The 17021-nt window shown below is 40.6% G+C and carries 13 protein-coding genes; 3 read left to right on the forward strand and 10 right to left on the reverse strand.

The window, feature by feature from the left end; translation table 11 throughout:
• Nucleotides 1-8: 8 nt before the first annotated feature.
• The 3 genes from B4B65_RS06495 to B4B65_RS06505 form a co-directional block, all read right to left on the reverse strand.
• Nucleotides 9-1919 (reverse strand): glycoside hydrolase family 88 protein, encoded by a 1911-nt coding sequence (locus tag B4B65_RS06495; RefSeq protein ID WP_293914441.1) that lies wholly within the window; start codon nucleotides 1917-1919, stop codon nucleotides 9-11.
• 10 nt (nucleotides 1920-1929) lie between these two features.
• The gene (locus B4B65_RS06500) at nucleotides 1930-3642 is read right to left on the reverse strand and encodes a glycoside hydrolase family 28 protein (protein ID WP_293914443.1); all 1713 of its coding nucleotides are present in this window, start codon (nucleotides 3640-3642) and stop codon (nucleotides 1930-1932) included.
• A gap of 68 nt (nucleotides 3643-3710) precedes the next feature.
• Nucleotides 3711-4673, reverse strand: a complete 963-nt coding sequence (locus B4B65_RS06505; protein WP_293914445.1) for a pectinesterase family protein — start codon at nucleotides 4671-4673, stop codon at nucleotides 3711-3713.
• Nucleotides 4674-4927: 254 nt separating this feature from the next.
• Between B4B65_RS06505 and B4B65_RS06510 the strand changes: the two genes are divergently transcribed.
• The 3 genes from B4B65_RS06510 to B4B65_RS06520 are packed head-to-tail and all read left to right on the forward strand — an operon-like array spanning nucleotide 4928 to nucleotide 8475.
• Complete coding sequence (locus B4B65_RS06510; RefSeq protein WP_414712263.1) at nucleotides 4928-6556, forward strand: glycoside hydrolase 43 family protein; 1629 nt, start codon at nucleotides 4928-4930, stop codon at nucleotides 6554-6556.
• On the forward strand, nucleotides 6556-7542 hold the full coding sequence (locus B4B65_RS06515) for a pectinesterase family protein (protein WP_293914449.1): 987 nt from the start codon (nucleotides 6556-6558) through the stop codon (nucleotides 7540-7542). Before B4B65_RS06510 ends, B4B65_RS06515 begins: the two co-directional genes overlap by 1 nt.
• A gap of 15 nt (nucleotides 7543-7557) precedes the next feature.
• Nucleotides 7558-8475 carry an alpha/beta hydrolase gene (locus B4B65_RS06520; RefSeq protein ID WP_293914451.1) on the forward strand — a complete coding sequence of 306 codons (918 nt, stop codon included), beginning with the start codon at nucleotides 7558-7560 and terminating at the stop codon, nucleotides 8473-8475.
• Nucleotides 8476-8494: 19 nt separating this feature from the next.
• Here B4B65_RS06520 and B4B65_RS06525 read toward each other — a convergent pair whose 3' ends face one another.
• The 7 genes from B4B65_RS06525 to accC all read right to left on the reverse strand — a co-directional run bounded on the left by B4B65_RS06525 (nucleotide 8495) and on the right by accC (nucleotide 17021).
• Entirely contained in the window at nucleotides 8495-8788 is a 294-nt protein-coding gene (locus tag B4B65_RS06525; RefSeq protein ID WP_293914453.1) for a chaperone modulator CbpM, read from the reverse strand.
• A 3-nt stretch (nucleotides 8789-8791) separates the two neighbouring features.
• A complete protein-coding gene (locus B4B65_RS06530; protein WP_293914455.1) occupies nucleotides 8792-9706 on the reverse strand; it encodes a J domain-containing protein in 915 nt (304 codons plus the stop codon).
• Nucleotides 9707-9763: 57 nt separating this feature from the next.
• Complete coding sequence (locus tag B4B65_RS06535; protein WP_293914457.1) at nucleotides 9764-12454, reverse strand: carboxypeptidase regulatory-like domain-containing protein; 2691 nt, start codon at nucleotides 12452-12454, stop codon at nucleotides 9764-9766.
• Between the two features lie 185 nt (nucleotides 12455-12639).
• Complete coding sequence (locus B4B65_RS06540; protein ID WP_293914459.1) at nucleotides 12640-14202, reverse strand: M28 family peptidase; 1563 nt, start codon at nucleotides 14200-14202, stop codon at nucleotides 12640-12642.
• Nucleotides 14203-14256: 54 nt separating this feature from the next.
• Nucleotides 14257-14697, reverse strand: a complete 441-nt coding sequence (gene rpiB, locus B4B65_RS06545) for a ribose 5-phosphate isomerase B (protein WP_201680483.1) — start codon at nucleotides 14695-14697, stop codon at nucleotides 14257-14259.
• A gap of 5 nt (nucleotides 14698-14702) precedes the next feature.
• Nucleotides 14703-15581, reverse strand: coding sequence for a twin-arginine translocase subunit TatC (gene tatC, locus B4B65_RS06550; RefSeq protein ID WP_293914462.1), 879 nt, complete (start codon nucleotides 15579-15581; stop codon nucleotides 14703-14705).
• Nucleotides 15582-15656: 75 nt separating this feature from the next.
• The gene (gene accC / locus B4B65_RS06555) at nucleotides 15657-17021 is read right to left on the reverse strand and encodes an acetyl-CoA carboxylase biotin carboxylase subunit (RefSeq protein WP_293914464.1); all 1365 of its coding nucleotides are present in this window, start codon (nucleotides 17019-17021) and stop codon (nucleotides 15657-15659) included.

The raw sequence follows: 17021 nt of genomic DNA on the forward strand, positions 1-17021 counted from the left end.
CTCTTTTGTTATTTTGATTGACTGATTAACCAGTTTACCAGATCATTAGTGGCATTCCAGTTTTGATATTCGGCAGGCAATTTACGTCCGTCGATATACTCATTATAAAACCAGGGATCTCCCACTGCAAAGACGGTACCTTTACCATATTTCGCAGTAGCAATGATGATATCACCCTGATCTGTAAGATTGGCTACAGCAGGTTTTGTAATCTGTAGGGTAGAAATTTCTTTGATGTAGATTTTTGATGTTGTCTTGAAAATCGAATTTGATTTGGGAATCAGGATTGCTCCCTGTTCAAAGTTTTTGCCTTGTACGCGGTTACGGCTGTCTTCATTAAAAGTGATTCCGAATTTTTTGGATAGTGTGTTGAACTTCGCAATTTCACAATTGCCACTATCATTTAATAAGAGCACAAGTACGCCACCTGCTTTGACCCATTTTTCTATAGCTGAAGCCTCTTTTTCATTCATAAAGTGAGGGTTTTCAGTTTCTTTTTCTGTATCCGGATCAACGATAATATAAATATTGCTTCCTTTTAATTGCTGTGCATCGGGAGCTGTCCTTAACGTATTGGTAATTGCGCCGCTACGATTAAAAATTCTGCCCATAAAAGAGAAACCATTGTTATCTTCCCCGTTCCAGAGGTAGTGGTAAGGTTCTTTCAGTCCGGAAGGCTCTACTTTGTATTCATTATTGTAATAATTGTCAAGTGTGACGACTTTACCCTTTCCTTTTTTCGGAGCATTGATCCATTCAAGCTCTAAAGCAGCCAGCATAAAGGGTCCTACACCTTTAGGATCATTGGAAATGACTGGCTCGCTCATATAGTATTCGAAAGATCCGTCTCTGTAATTCTTGGAGCCACCTAATCCGGATACTGCTACAGTCTTGTTCAGGTCTACACGATCTGGTCCTGCTGTTGTAACAAATTCTTTCAGTAATCCCTGATATCCTTTGCGAACTGCAGGAAGGTAGGATTCGGAAATGTAGCCTTTACGAACAGATTTGGCAAGGCCGTAAACAAACATACTCGATGCTGAAGATTCAAAATAGTTTTCTTTTCTGTTTACATTCAATATGTCATACCAGACTCCGGATTTTTTGTCCTGAAAATCAACAATAGCTTTTGTTGTACGATTCAAAATAGCTAACAGTTCCGGTCTGCGTGGATGATCTGCCGGGAAATTATCCAGTACATCTACCAATGCCATTGTAAACCAACCCATTCCCCGTGCCCAGATATGAGGGGAAAGACCGGTCTGAGGGTCAGACCATTTTTCCTGACGGGATTCGTCCCAGCCATGATATAACAATCCTGTTTTCGGGTCACGGGCATTTTGTTCCATGAAGCGGAACTGATCTGCTACATCATTGAATACTTCAGGTTTGTTCATGAGTACGGCATATTCCGTATAGAAAGGCTGTCCCATATAAAGTCCGTCCAGCCACATTTGGTAGGGGTAGACTTTCTTGTGCCAGAATCCACCCTGTTTGGTTCTCGGATGCTCCTTGAGCTGATCAAACAGGATAGAGGCAGCTTTTAAATATTTATCTTTTCGTGTTACCTTATACAGCATCAGCAAGGTACGGCCGTTTTTTACATTATCAATGTTGTGATCAGCAAGTTTATAGTTTCTGATGTTACCCTCATTATCTACATATTGATCCATCCAGTTCTGAATGTAATTGAAATAGACTCCATCTCCGGTATTACGCCAGACTTCGGTCATCCCTTCGAGGGTTACTCCCAGATCATATGTCCATTTCGGACCTTTCTTTTCATTGACAAAAGTTTCATCTTTAAACATTTTGTCGATAACAGTAAGGGCCATTTGCTCGGAAGTAGCTTTTTGCGCAAATGCCGAAGGTATCTGAAGTATTAAAATGACTTGTATATAGAAGAATAATCTTTTCATCTTGAGGCTGCTATTTAGCTATTTTGATTACATTTTTAGATACACCGGGACTAAGATCTGATGTCTGCCTGGCTTTAGATACATCTGTACCCGAGACGCTGATATTTTTGCTTTTCTCGCCGGAGACCTGAAATAGTGTTTCTGAACCGGCAGGATAACTGAATGCCGAAAATTTGATATTCTGGCTATTGTCAATATGCACGACCGGTTTCGTTTCAGGTGTGATAACCTTTACATTTTTCAGCTCTATATCTGTCGATTCAATTATCTCAATTCCTTTTTTTGACTTGATAGAAATATTTTCCAGACTCATTCCCTTGATGTTCATCTCCGGTAAACCTCTGAAGAAAATTGCTTTTTCGGCTCCGTTCACTACAACATCTTTGATTTTGAAATTGCGAAATTGCGGAGTCGCTTCAGTGACCGGAAGTGTAACGGCTTTGACCGCTTCCTGTTTGTCTCCAATCAACGGAATAGGATCTTTTGCTTCATAATACATGTCTACCAGAATAGCTTCTCCCGGAATATCAAACATGCTGATACGATCTATAAAGATATTCTCCACAACACCGCCACGGCCGCGGGTTGTCTTGAAACGCAAACCAATGTCTGTTCCGATAAATGAACAGTCATATACCCAGATGTTGCGGGCTCCGCCACTCATCTCACTTCCGATTACAAAACCGCCGTGCGCATGATAGACTACATTGTTGCGGATAATAACATTTTCCGTAGGAACAGCACGCAGACGACCTGCTTCGTCACGCCCGGACTTGATGCATATACCATCATCACCGACATCGAAGGTGCTGTTTTCTACCAATACATTTTTGCAGGACTCAATATCGATCCCATCACCATTCTGTGCATACCATGGGTTTCTGACCATCACATTGCGCACTGTCAGATCCTGACATAGTAAGGGATGGAGATTCCATGCCGGTGAATTCTGGAAAGTGACTCCTTCAAGAAGAATCTGTTTACAGTTGTTCAAAACCAACAAGTTAGGTCTGAAGAAATCTTTAACATCCGCATAGTCTGCAGCAGTCTTTCCCGGTACCACAGCACTTGGATTTTTTGTTTTAGAACCATTCAGCGAACTTGCTGAAGGATACCATATATTTTTCTCCTCATTCAGTACACCACCGGATTCCACCAGTTTTTTCCACTGGGAGGCTGTCATTTTACTTTTTTTGACCATTCGCCATGCACCACCGTTACCATCGATAATACCTGTCCCTGTGATCGCTATATTTTCAAGATTACTTCCGGAGATAGGACTTTGGTTACGCCATGCCGGCTGACCTTCCCAATTTGCTTCCACTAATTTATACTGATCAAAATCATCCGTGAACAGCAGAATAGCATCCCGCTGTATATGCAGATTGATATTACTCTTCAGTTCTATCGGACCTGTTACCCATACACCGGCAGGGATTAATACGACTCCGCCTCCCTTTTGACTCGTTTCTGCAATGGCTCTGTTGATCGGTTGCGTGTTCAGTGAAATACCGTCACCCTGAGCGCCAAAGCGTACAATACTGATGGTATCGGCTTTTATGTTGACTTGTTTAATGCTAGGTAAAGAAGGAGCTGTCTGCGCTTGAGCTGAATCGTATGAGGAGAGTGTAAACCATCCCAGAAGCGCAAACTTTAAACCCAATACTATTGTTTTGATCTGTATCATCATATGGTATCCTAAATATATAACTGGTTTGTTCATAGCAAGTGTACGTTGTTTCCTATTAAAATTGAAGAGAAATCTATGCAATCGTTACCGGTAAATGCTGTCTACCGGATAGACAATAAAGGGTTCCAATCTTTAAAAACAGCCTCTAAAGTTACTTTTTGGGCTTCATCTTCAGAGAGTTGGTGTGACCATTTGACTCTGTTTTGTGACAAACTTCCTGTACCTGTATTATTATATTCTGCGTAATACACTGTTTGTTCATTACTTTCCTTACCCCAATTATGCCAGCCTTCTTCTGTAATAAAAGCCGGCAGCAGGCTATTCATAAAAATAACTTTGGCATACGGTCTCCATGGGCGCCCCAAATAAAAACGTTTGGTATCCTTGTCGCCCGTAATATGGCATTTGTTGAAAACATATCCATAGGCAACTGTATCAGGAGTAGAAGCAGCAGTGATATATCCGCTGTTTTTGCAGTAGAGTTCACATTCTTCAAACCAGGCTGTAGAAGATCCGAAGATATAATCTACAGTTCCTTCTATATAGCAGTTGTAGTAATACTGCCGGCTACCTTTGCCATAGGTGTAGAGCGTATCCTGAAAACCTAAAAAACGACAGTTTGAAAAAACCGCACGGTCACTGGCTACCCATACCGCTACCGCCTGGCCAACCGGGCCGGCAGAATTCTGAAAAGTAATATTCTCTGCTACAAATCCATCTCCGTACAGGTATACACTCGAAGAGCCCGAAGTCCCCTTTTCTTCTCCAAATGTATTTTTACGTTGCGCAAAGTCATCGTAAGTCAATATGGTTTTATCTACCTGTTCACCGATCAGTCTGACATTCTGTTTTGATCCGGCCAAAATGAGTTTTTCTTTATAAATTCCGTTTTTGATGTAGATGGTGGTGACTGTCTTGCGAAAATCAGGTACAGCATTCAAGGCTTCCTGTACTGTTTTGAACTGTCCGCTGCCATCCTGTGCAACACTATAATCATAGGATCGGGCAACAGCATATTGAAGTCCCGTAAATAGTATAACCGTAAAAAGCACTAAATTCCTCATCGCAATGGATTCTTAAATTGGTTGTTTTTTCTTTACAATTTGATTGGCGTGAATCCAAATTACTCATTAATAGATGAAAAAAGTCCTGTTTTCATGGGAATAAATCCGCAATCGATACCGGCAACGATTGCGTAGTAATACATTGCTATTTTAATGTAAATGGGCTATTCTTGTACTGACCGATTACCGAATGGCATATATAAGCCATTAAAAATTGTAAATCTTATTTCTGTCTTATGAGACTACCATTGAAAATTTCATTCTTGCTGTTGAGTATTAGCTCCTTAACTCATTTTGCTTATGCCCAAAAACCAAAGGGCTCACCTTCCAGTGTCTGGGTGGCTGATCTTGGAGACGGCTATTACCAAAATCCAATTTTGAATGCAGACTATTCCGATCCTGATGCCATTCGTGTAGGAGATGATTTTTATATGATAGCTTCCAGCTTCAATCATGTACCGGGGATTCCGTTATTGCAATCGAAGGATTTGGTTAACTGGACTATCTTAACGCATGTCCTTCCGCAACAGCAGCCTTATGATGTATTTCAGAAAGTGCAGCATGGGAATGGGGTATGGGCTCCGGCTATCCGTCATTATAATAATGAATTTTATATCTATTATCCCGATCCTGACTATGGTATATATATGGTGAAAGCAAAAGATGCTGCAGGGCCGTGGTCTGAACCTGTTCTGGTATTTGAAGGAAAGGGACTTATTGATCCCTGTCCTTTTCGGGATGAAGACGGGCAGCATTATCTTGCTTTCGCTTATGCGGGCAGTCGTGCCGGATTGAAAAGTGTCTTGGCCATAGCACGTATGAATGAAGCGGGGACAGCGGTATTGGACAGGGGAGTGATTGTATATGACGGGCATAAACTGGATCCGACAATTGAAGGACCTAAAGTATATAAGCGTAACGGGTATTATTATCTTTTTGCTCCCGCGGGCGGAGTTTCTACAGGCTGGCAGCTGGTACTCCGGTCTAAGGATATTTATGGACCATATGAGCGCAAAGTAGTCATGCATCAGGGAAATACGCCAGTCAACGGACCTCATCAAGGCGCATGGATAGATACACAAAGCGGAGAAGACTGGTTTGTACATTTTCAGGATAAAGACGCTTATGGACGTGTCGTACATTTACAACCTATGAAGTGGGTGAATGACTGGCCTGTCATTGGCACAGATAAAAAGGGGACAGGAACAGGCGAACCTGTAATGAAGTTCAGAAAGCCGAATGTAGGGAAGACTTATCCTGTAGCAACTCCTGCTGAATCTGATGAGTTTGAAACAACTTTATTAGGTAAACAGTGGCAATGGCAGGCAAATCCGGACGGAAGCTGGCTAATGCCAAGTGATGCCGGACATCTCAAATTGTATACGGTAAACGTACCCTCTTCGTATAAGAATTTACTGGATGTACCGAATATCCTTACACAGAAAATGCCTGCAGATGAATTCATGGCTACGACAAAGCTAAAGCTTATTCCTAACGAAAAGTTAAAGAATGAAAGAGCCGGTTTCACAGTATTGGGAGAAAATTACTCCACCCTGTTTCTCCGGCAATCGTCTGAGGGGCCTGCGCTGTACTATGCAAAATGTACAAACGGATTGAAATCGGGAACGGAACAGGAAAAGCTATTGACTAAAGTGGAGAAGGAACAATATGTTTATCTTCGGGTAGAAGTTCGGAAAGGGGCTGTCTGTAATTGGTCATATAGTCTGGACGGAAAGAAATTTACAGCGATAGAGGACAAGTTTGTAGCTAAACCCGGGCGATGGATAGGAGCGACCCTCGGTCTGTACGCTATTCGCGATCAGCAGATCAACGACAGCGGATATGCAGATGTAGATTGGTTGCGGATAGAAAAAATCAGATAATGAAGACTACGATCACAATATTGTTCCTGCTGTTGTATACAACAGTGTTTGCACAGCAACCCCTGAAACTTACAGTTGCACAGCAAGGTACGGCTGATTTCAGGACAATACAGGAAGCCGTTTATGCGGTAAGAGACCATTTTGAACAACCCGTACAGATATTTGTAAGGAACGGCATTTATCGTGAGAAATTGATTATTCCGGCGTGGAAACGTTATATCCATATCGTGGGAGAGAGCAGAGAAGAAACGATTATCCAGTATGATGATTTTTCAGGAAAGGACAATCCTGACAAGACAAAAGGTCTGGATAAGATTAATACTTACCTGTCTTATACAGTTCTGGTACAGGGTAATGATACGAGACTGGAAAATCTGACCATTGAAAATACTGCTGGCCCTGTAGGTCAGGCAGTGGCTTTACATCTGGAAGCGGACAGAGTGGTCGTTAAAAACTGCAGTGTATCAGGATGGCAGGATTCTTTTTATCTGGCGAAAGATGGTACACGAAATTATGTGGAGGACTGCTATATCTCCGGATCGACCGATTTTATTTTTGGGGCTGCCACTGCCTTTTTTAAAAACTGCGTTATCGAGAGCCGGAGCAATTCATATATCACTGCTGCATCTACGACCCAACAATCGGCATTTGGATTTGTATTTCAAGATTGTAAACTGATAACCAAAGATAAAGCGGTAACTAAAGTGTATCTGGGCAGACCATGGCGACCTTATGCCAAAACAGTGTTTATCCGGTGTGAACTGGGGGAGCATATAACAGCTAAAGGCTGGGATCCCTGGAACGGAGATAAAATGTTTCCGGACAAATATAAGACAGCCACTTACATCGAGATGGCTAATTATGGTCCCGGCGCCGCAGATCTTTCGGGGCGTGTAACATGGAGCCGGCAATGGAGGAAGTACAATAATAAGGATTATGCTCTCCAAAAAGTTTTCAGGGACTGGGATCCATTAAAAAATCAATAAGAAATGGTATTCGATATGAAGTATATGCGTAGTTTCTTCGTTCTTCTGTTTATTCTGCTGACAGCTACCGTATCAGCTCAATCTGATTTTCCGCGCGATACCAGTTTTACACTTAACAGTGCTTATCAGAAGGATCGGAAAAAATTTCCGGATATCCGTACAGTTACCGAATATAAAGGAGACGATATCCGGACTCAAAAAAATATTCTTTACAAAGAAATAGGAGACAGAAAACTCCTGTTGGATATGTATGCTCCTGCTAAGCAGGATCGGAAATATCCTTGTGTCATTATGATTCATGGCGGTGGCTGGCGTTCGGGTGATAAGGATATGATGAGCGGCTTTGCTTCTTACCTTTCTCTTCGGGGATATGTAGTGCTCAGTGTCGGATACAGATTATCTCTGGAGGCAAAGTATCCTGCAGCGGTGCATGATATACAAGATGCGATTGCATGGGCCAGGAAGCATGCAGACCAATACCAGATTGATAAACGAAAAATAGTAACATTGGGTACATCTTCAGGCGGACAGCTCGCCAGCTTGCTGGGTACCAATAATCATACGGATAAGCGCAAGCAGGTTCAGGCTACTGTGAATATTGACGGTGTATTAGCTTTTCATCATCCCGAATCTGCTGAAGGTGAAGTCGCGGCCTTATGGCTTGGAGGTAAATATGAAGACGTCCCTAAAGTTTGGGAGCAGGCATCGGCTCTGTACCAGGTCAGTAAAAGAACCGCTCCGGTGTTATTTATGAATAGTTCCTTTCCCCGGTTTCATGCCGGAAGGGATGATATGATCCTGAAGCTGAAAAAATACGGGACAGATACTGAAGTCTGTACTTTTGATCCTTCGCCCCATACTTTTTGGTTTTATGAGCCCTGGTTTACTCCAATGCTGGAAAAAATAGATCACTTTCTGAATCGGGTACTATAACACCAGGGCTACCGGAGAGTTATCCCTGTTCCAGACTTCTCATTTTTGCCTGTAGCAGACGTAATTCTTCCTGCAGGCGTTCTACCTTCTGCAACAAATGGTGTGCGACTTCTATCCCTTGAGGATTGACATCCAGATCATAATATAATGCAGCAAAGCGTTCCAGATTTCTCAACTGGTCCTCATCTACGTATTCTACATTATGTTCTACAGTAATATGGATCAATTCGCTATCCCGTAGTATCTGAATAAAAGATGCCTCCACCTTTCTGGAATGACAAAAGTCTATGATCTTAATTTTTGTAGTTTCCATCACTTACTTTTTTAGTTCAGCTAATTGTTTGAATAGTGCTTTCTCTTCTTCAGAGAGCTGTGTCGGGATTTGTACATTGATCGTAACATACAGATCTCCGAACTGATCCTCTTTTCTATAGACCGGAAATCCTTTACCCTTTAAGCGCATCTTGGCTCCGTTCTGTGTTTCAGGTTTGATTTTAAGTTTAACCTTACCTCCGAAGGTATCCAGGGTTGCTTCTCCACCTAAAATAGCGGTATAAAGATCGATATCCAGATTCGTATACAGATCATTTCCTTCTCTTCTGAAGCGTTGATCCTTATCCACCGTAAATGTAATATAGAGATCTCCTTTCGGTCCTCCGTTTATTCCTTCGCTGCCGTGTCCTTTTAATTTTATCTTCTGCCCGTCTTCTACACCAGCGTGGATCGTGATCCGGATATTCTGCCCGTTGACCGTAAAAGTCTGCTGATGCGTAGTATAAGCTTGCTGTAAGGTGAGGTGTAACTCCGCATTAAAATCCTGACCTTTGAATGTACTTTGTCTTCCTCCGCCACGACGGCTTCCAAACATCTGCTCGAAAAAATCGGAAAACTGACTGTCATCAAAGTTTCCGGAGTATGCATTTGAATCACTGGCTCCTCCGGCAAATGGGTTGCCTGCCCCGGAACTCCGTCTGTATTGTTGCTGAGCTTTCTCATATTCTTCCCCATGTTTCCAGTTCTCTCCGTACTGATCATACTTTTTACGTTTTTCAGGATCTGTAAGCACTTCATTTGCTTCGTTGATTTCCTGAAATTTTTGTTTTGCTGTTTCATCATTCGGATTGAGATCAGGATGGTACTTCCGGGCAAGTTTGCGGTAAGCCTTTTTTATATCATCCTGAGAAGCGGATTTATCCAGCCCCAATATGTTATAATAATCTACAAATGCCATTTTTATTATTGCTTTAGACTACGTGTTTATTTGAAAACATACAATTTACAGAAAGGTTTAATCTTTTACCATTATCAGGTTAAATTTATGAACATACCCTAATAAAAAATACTGCCGTAATACAATTGAATTTACATAATAGGTCGTATTGCCCTGTGTGCCCCAATAGTTGCTGTTATTTTGATTGAGTATATCAAAACCCGATAATTTGATCTGTGACTGGCTATTGATGTTATAGAAAACCGAAGCATTCAGGATATTAAAATTTTGTCGTGCATTCAGACCGCTGGCTCTGTTTTCAAGCGAATAACTGGATTCCAGAGAAAACCCTTTTATCGGATTAATATTTAATCCCATGCCAAAAGTATGTGTCTTGTACTGACTTTCAATAAAATCCGGATTATTTTTGACAGTATTAAAGTTTCGGTTGGTAGAGAAAGAATATTTGGGAGATATCCCTATCAGATTGTTCCACATCAAAGATAATTCCTGTGTGAAGGTGCTGGACCAGGTCGTAGATTTATTATCGATATCATTGATGGTAGAGTAATTCTGATAGCTGTAACTATTCGAGTTTTGAGAAAAATAAAGTTGCCATTTTTTGCTATTCAGTATATTATAACGCAGGTAGAAAGCAGCATTTGCTCCACTGACTTTGCCGGACTGAAATGCCTGCATGGTGTAGTGTCCGGTTTCATTCTCCCGCCAGCTTTTGTATCCAACGCTTCTGTTCTTAGAGTTAAATCCGCCATTGATTCCCATTTGATATTTCTGTGCATATTTATTATAGCTTAATCTGAAATCCTGACGTTCTGTATTATCGAAATTAAGAGAAGGCAATACGGTATACAACGGATCCTGATCTCTGCGCTGGACGACAATTTGTTGTGTCTCCGGACCTTCCAGATCTTTAGACCATGATAGTTCGAGTTCTTTATACCGTACAGAAATATTAGGCAACCAATAGCTCTGTTTTTTATTGATATCCGGTGCTATTTCCAGGAAGTCAAAATAATTCTTTTTAGTCTGATAAGCTGTTCCGAAATTGACGGACAACTTATCTACAGGTTTCCAAAAGAACTTTACTCCCGATATATAATCCTGATCCCTGTATCTGTAATTATTTTCAAGTTCAGTGGCCCGTACAGTCCCGGTATTATCTTTGTTAATCAGAAGTGATTCTGTAGAACGGCTACGGGAGGTATTAAATGTAAAGTAAAGTTCGAAATTGAGCTTTTTTATAGTCTTATTTCCATAATTAAGAGAGTTTCCAAAACTATCTGATTTTTTCTTTGCATTCATATTCTGCCATATGTTGCGTGCAGCCCCATTATTCTGTTGGTATATAAGAGCGATTTGCTCATTGATATTATCATTTTGACCACTATTGATGTTGAGATTATTTCTGAAGGAAACAACATGATTTGGTGTTATTTGCTTTTCAATAAAAAATCCATGTTCATAGGTTAGTTGTTTCTGATCTCTATTACTATTGTTTTCACTCCTGTTGAGCATAGCGGATTCTGTGCTGTTTTCTCCGATACTGCTATTCTTGTTTTTAGTGTTTTCTAATTGCAGACGAGGTGTAAATTCAAAATATGCCGTTGTGTCAAAACGATGCCGAAGCAAGGTCTTGATATTGTGTTTCCATGCTTTGCTTTTTGCTTCAGAGAAATATGTGCCTAATTGCTTCTCTCCGTCATAAAGCGAGGTACTGCTATTCCTGTTTTCGCTGTCATTATTGTTGTAGGACAGCATATACATGAAATTGAGTTTTGTTTTCTTTCCCCAGTCATTATTGAGATTGAATCCGCCCGCAACGTCATTACCTATACCCCAGTAATTCCGTCCTCCAAAATTATCAAACCCGTAATTCTCCGCTCTTCCAAGTCCTGCATGCTGCTGCAGTTCGCCATAGTCAAAACTTTGTCTGTTGATATTATTGCCGAATCCTATAAAACTCAATTGTAAAGTATCTCTGAAGGTATTAAACAAGCCCCCGGCCTCATATCGCTTACGTGTGCCGCCACTGCCGTAAACTTTACCAAAATCTGCTTTCAGAAAATCTTTTTTAAACTTAAGATTGATCGTTACAGGAAGACGTTCCTCATTTTCAACGATTCGCTTTGATTCTCCCTTATCTCTGTACACCTGTACCGTTTTGATAAGAGAAGCATCAAGATTTCTAGTAGCGATTTTTAAATCCGTAGCAAAAAAATCCTTTCCATTAACTTTGACAGAAGACACCTCTTTTCCCTGATAGTAAATAGTGCCATCCATATTGACCTGAAGCCCCGGAAGCTGCTTCAGTAGTTCTTCTACATTGGCATTGGGTCTTGTTTTGAAATAGGCCGTATTATATTCCAACGTGTCTTTTGACATGCGGATAGGAGGGGCACTCGTGATATTGACTTCTTCCAGCAAGTTTCCGGATAGTTTGAGAATACCCATATTCCTTGCTTCATGATCTTTAAGAGAAAGTGTCTGTTGAAAAGGTTGTCCGGATATATGTGAAATATAAAGTAGAAGCTCCCGTTCCACAGGAAGTTTAACCAGACGAAAATTTCCCTTTTCATCAGTCAGTGTATAAGAAACTACAGTTGAATCTTTTTTGTTAAGAACACTTACAGTAGCTTTTTCCAAAATCTTGTCTTCAGCATTGTGTACAGTACCGGAAATTAATCCGGAAGATTGAGCAAAGGAAAGCTGATACATAAGCATAGAAAGCCCGAGTAGCAATAATTTCATAAAGGGTTTATTGATTATGCTACAATAATATTAAAATATATTTAACTATATAATTAATAAAAGTTAATTAACAATTATTAACTAATAGCGATGATTCAAGTGTTTTCTTTTTGTTCTGAAAACTAAAAAAGCCTTTTCCAGATTACGGAAAAGGCTTTTACAATTTATGGTAAGAAATAGAATTTTTATTCTTTGTTACTGTCTACGACCAGTTTTTTATCGCGATTGGCAATTTCCCAGGCTGTGTAAAAGGCTAATTTTTCACGCTTGACCATCATCGGAAAGTCTATCTTTTCAATGGTGTCTTCTGGGGTATGATAGTGAGGATGTAATCCTGAAAAATAGAAAATGACAGGGATTTTGTGTTTGGCAAAGTTATATTGATCAGAGCGGTAATAAATACGCATAGGATCTTTAGGATCATCATACATATAATCCAGTTCCATCTTTGTAAAATCATCATTAGCTTTCTTATTGATTGCATGCAGTTCGGAACTCAGTTTATCTGATCCGATAACATGAATATAATTGTGATTTCCATTCAGATGTTTATCATCGATACGACCTATCATGTCCATATTCAGACAGACAACAGTATTGGATAGGGGATATACAGGATTCTCCGAGTAATACTCAGATCCTAGGAGACCTTTTTCTTCTGCAGCAAAGGCAATAAAGAGAATGCTGCGGCGCGGGCCATGACCATCAGCCTTAGCCTGAGCAAAGGCGCGGGCAAGATCCAATACTCCGGTTGTACCGGAGCCGTTATCATCAGCCCCCGGAAAAATAGTGCCGTTCTCATCGATTCCGTCATGATCATAGTGACCGGATAAGACTACTATTTCATCCTTCAGATCCGTTCCTTCCAATAGTCCTAATACATTCGCATCATTAAGCAACTCTTCTGTAATTCCATATTCTGCAGTGAATTTTACGGGTATCTGAGTAGACTGGACGGTGTTATTTTCTTTGAATTTCTGAAAAGATATGTTCTTCGTCTGAAGGATATCATTTGCAATCGCAGGTGTGATAAATGCGACTGCAGGATTTACTGAAACTTCCTTTTCTGCTTTATCCTTTTGCAATTCGTAAGAGCCTCCGGTCAATCTTCCGCCCATTCTTTTCAGCATAAGTTCAGTTGTAGCTGAAGCAGCCAGAATTAGCTTAGGATTCTTTTTCATAAGATGCTGCAGCTTTTTATTTCTGGAAGTACTCCATTCTGATTTCTTCGAAGTACCCGTGATCAGGGAATTTCCAGCTTTATCTGTAGGTTCATCATCTGTGATCAGTAGAACGACCTTATTGCTGACATCTATATTTGCATAATCGTTGTATTTTGTATCCTCAATACCATATCCAATAAATACAATGTCTTCAACCTGTATAACTGTCTTTTCATTATCTCCCAGAATGAAGAAGTCTTTTCCGTTTTTGAAATCATTATTTCCTACAGTGAACTTACTGACTTCGAAACGTTTGTTCTTCAGATTTATTTTTTGAAAATAACCGGATTGCGGAGCTTTCAATCCTAATCTTTTAAATTCAGCTGCAATGTACTGCGCTGCTTTTTCGCCACCTTTCTGTCCGGTACCCCGGCCTTCGTATTCTTTGGAAGATAAAATGGTAAGGTGTTTTTTTGCATTCTCCTCATTCAGCATTTCAGCGTACTTTTTCTGAACAGGCTCCTGCGCAAAAGCACAGCTGTATAACCAAGGCAGAACACTCAGAAGTATTATAAGTTTTTTCATCAGAAAATAGGTTTATTAAATAGGGTAGCGGTGAGCTACCCTAAAATGTTATACTTAACAAGAGATTTTATTGACGCGGTTAGCGTGACGGCCGCCTTCAAAATCTGTAGTCATAAATGTTTTTACGATTGCTTTTGCCAGATCCAGACTAATGAAACGGGCAGGAATACATACAATATTCGCATCATTGTGCTGACGGGCTAATGCTGCAATTTCTTCCAGCCAGCATATTGCCGCACGAATTTCCTGATGCTTATTAGCGGTGATCGCTACACCGTTAGCACTACCGCAGATAAGTATACCTTTGTCAAATTCCTTGCTCTCCACAGCGGAAGCTACAGGATGCGCAAAATCCGGATAATCTACAGAATCTGTAGAATGGGCTCCAAAATCTTTTACTTCATAACCCAACTCCTGCAGAAAGGGGATCAGTTCTTTTTTGTAGTCAAATCCTGCGTGATCGCCTCCGATAGCGATAGTTTTTACTGAACTCATATTCTCTATTTATTACTATAAAATTCTTTTTCTTTGGCAGCTCTTGCCTTCTTTACATTTGCCGATACCATGATACTGATCTCGTAAAGAATAAACATTGGTGCACTCACCGTAAGCATAGTAATGACATCCGCACTTGGTGTAATCACGGCTGCAATGACCAGAATGATAACGACAGCGTATCTTCTGCTGGCCCGCATAAATTCGGGAGTCATCAATCCGATTTTGGATAAAATAAAAATCAGGATTGGTAATAAAAATACTATTCCACAGCCTAAGGACAGGGTCGCAATAGTAGACAGGTAAGAATCAATGGTAATCTGGTTGGTGATCTCTTCACTTAATGATACGTTAGAAAGAAAATTCACCGAAAGTGGAACAACAATATAGTATCCGAAAAGCACTCCTAATGCAAACAGAATAGTCGCATAGAAGACAAACCCTCTCGCAGACCGTTTTTCTACATCGGTCAAAGCCGGTTTGACGAATAACCATACTTCAAAGAGAAGATACGGGAATCCTAAGGCTACAGCCGTAATCAGACAGGAGTTAATCTGTAACATAAACTGACCTGCCATCTCGGTATTGATAATGTTGAATGGAATTCTTTCCACACAAAAACCATCAATATTTAGTAATTCGCCAACTTTACACATCATTCTGTATGTCCAGAAATCAAGCTTTTTAGGGCCCATAATAATTTCATTGAACACATAGTCATAGAATGTGAAAGCTAATGTCGCAAATACTGCTACGGCTAGTACAGAACGGATGATATGCCATCTTAAGACCTCTAAATGGTCGAAAAAGGACATTTCTCCTTCAATATTCTTTCCTTTATCTTTAATAGCTTGAACCAGGCTTGATTTAGTCATTTTACTCATAATACATGATCGCGAAAAACAAAAATACCATTCTTATTGGTAAGAATGGTATTTTTTGCTTCTGTAAAAGAAATTTTATGTATTCTCCTCTTCTTCAGGATACTTTGACAGATCGAAAGTCTCCATGAATTTAGTTGTGAAGTTTCCGGCTCTGAAATTCGGATCCTTTAAGATTCTCAAATGCAGAGGGATAGTTGTATGTATACCTTCGATAACAAATTCGCTTAATGCTCTTTCCATCGTCGATATCGCTTCTTCACGGGTCTGCGCTACAGTGATCAGTTTAGCGATCATAGAGTCATAATTCGGAGGAATAGTATATCCGGAGTACACGTGTGTATCTACACGCACACCATGTCCACCCGGAGAGTGGAAATTAGTAATCTTTCCTGGTGAAGGGCGGAAGTTCTGGAATGGATCTTCAGCATTGATACGACACTCTATAGCATGCATAGTCGGTTCGTAGTTTTTACCGGAGATAGGAATCCCTGCTGCAACTTTAATCTGTTCTTTGATCAGGTCAAAGTTGATAACCTCTTCAGTTACGGGATGTTCTACCTGAATACGGGTATTCATCTCCATAAAGTAGAAATTACGGTGTTTGTCTACCAGGAATTCAATTGTTCCGGCACCTTCGTAATTAACAGCTTTTGCGCCTTTAATAGCGGCTTCACCCATTGTCTGGCGAAGTTCAGGTGTAATAAACGGAGAAGGTGCTTCTTCCAATAGTTTTTGGTGACGGCGCTGAATTGAACAATCGCGTTCTGATAAGTGACATACCGTTCCGTATTGGTCACCTACAACCTGAATCTCGATGTGACGAGGTTCTTCAACATATTTTTCAAGATATATACCGTCGTTTCCGAAAGCTGCTGCAGACTCCTGACGTGCAGAATCCCATGCGCTTTCAAAATCTTCATCTTTCCAGATGATGCGCATTCCACGACCACCGCCACCTGCTGTAGCTTTGATGATCACCGGATATCCGATTTCATTGGCAAGTTGTATACCTTCTTTGACGTTGCTTAATAAACCTTCAGAACCTGGTACTGTAGGAACACCAGCCTCTTTCATAGTTGCTTTAGCGGAAGATTTATCTCCCATTTTTTCGATCTGTTCTGCAGTAGCACCGATAAATTTGATGCCATACTCTGCACAGATAGCAGAAAAGCGAGCATTTTCGGATAAAAATCCGTACCCCGGATGGATTGCATCTGCATTAGTAAGTTCTGCTGCAGAAATGATGTTAGGGATATTTAAATAAGAATCTTTACTTGGCGGAGGTCCGATACAGACTGCTTCATCCGCAAAACGGACATGAAGACTATCTCTGTCTGCTGTAGAATAAACCGCAACACTCTTAATGCCCATTTCACGACACGTGCGAATGATGCGTAAGGCGATTTCACCTCTGTTGGCAATTAATATTTTTTTAAACAT

Source organism: Sphingobacterium sp. UBA5789 (assembly GCF_002418355.1).
Classification (GTDB): Bacteria; Bacteroidota; Bacteroidia; order Sphingobacteriales; family Sphingobacteriaceae; genus Sphingobacterium.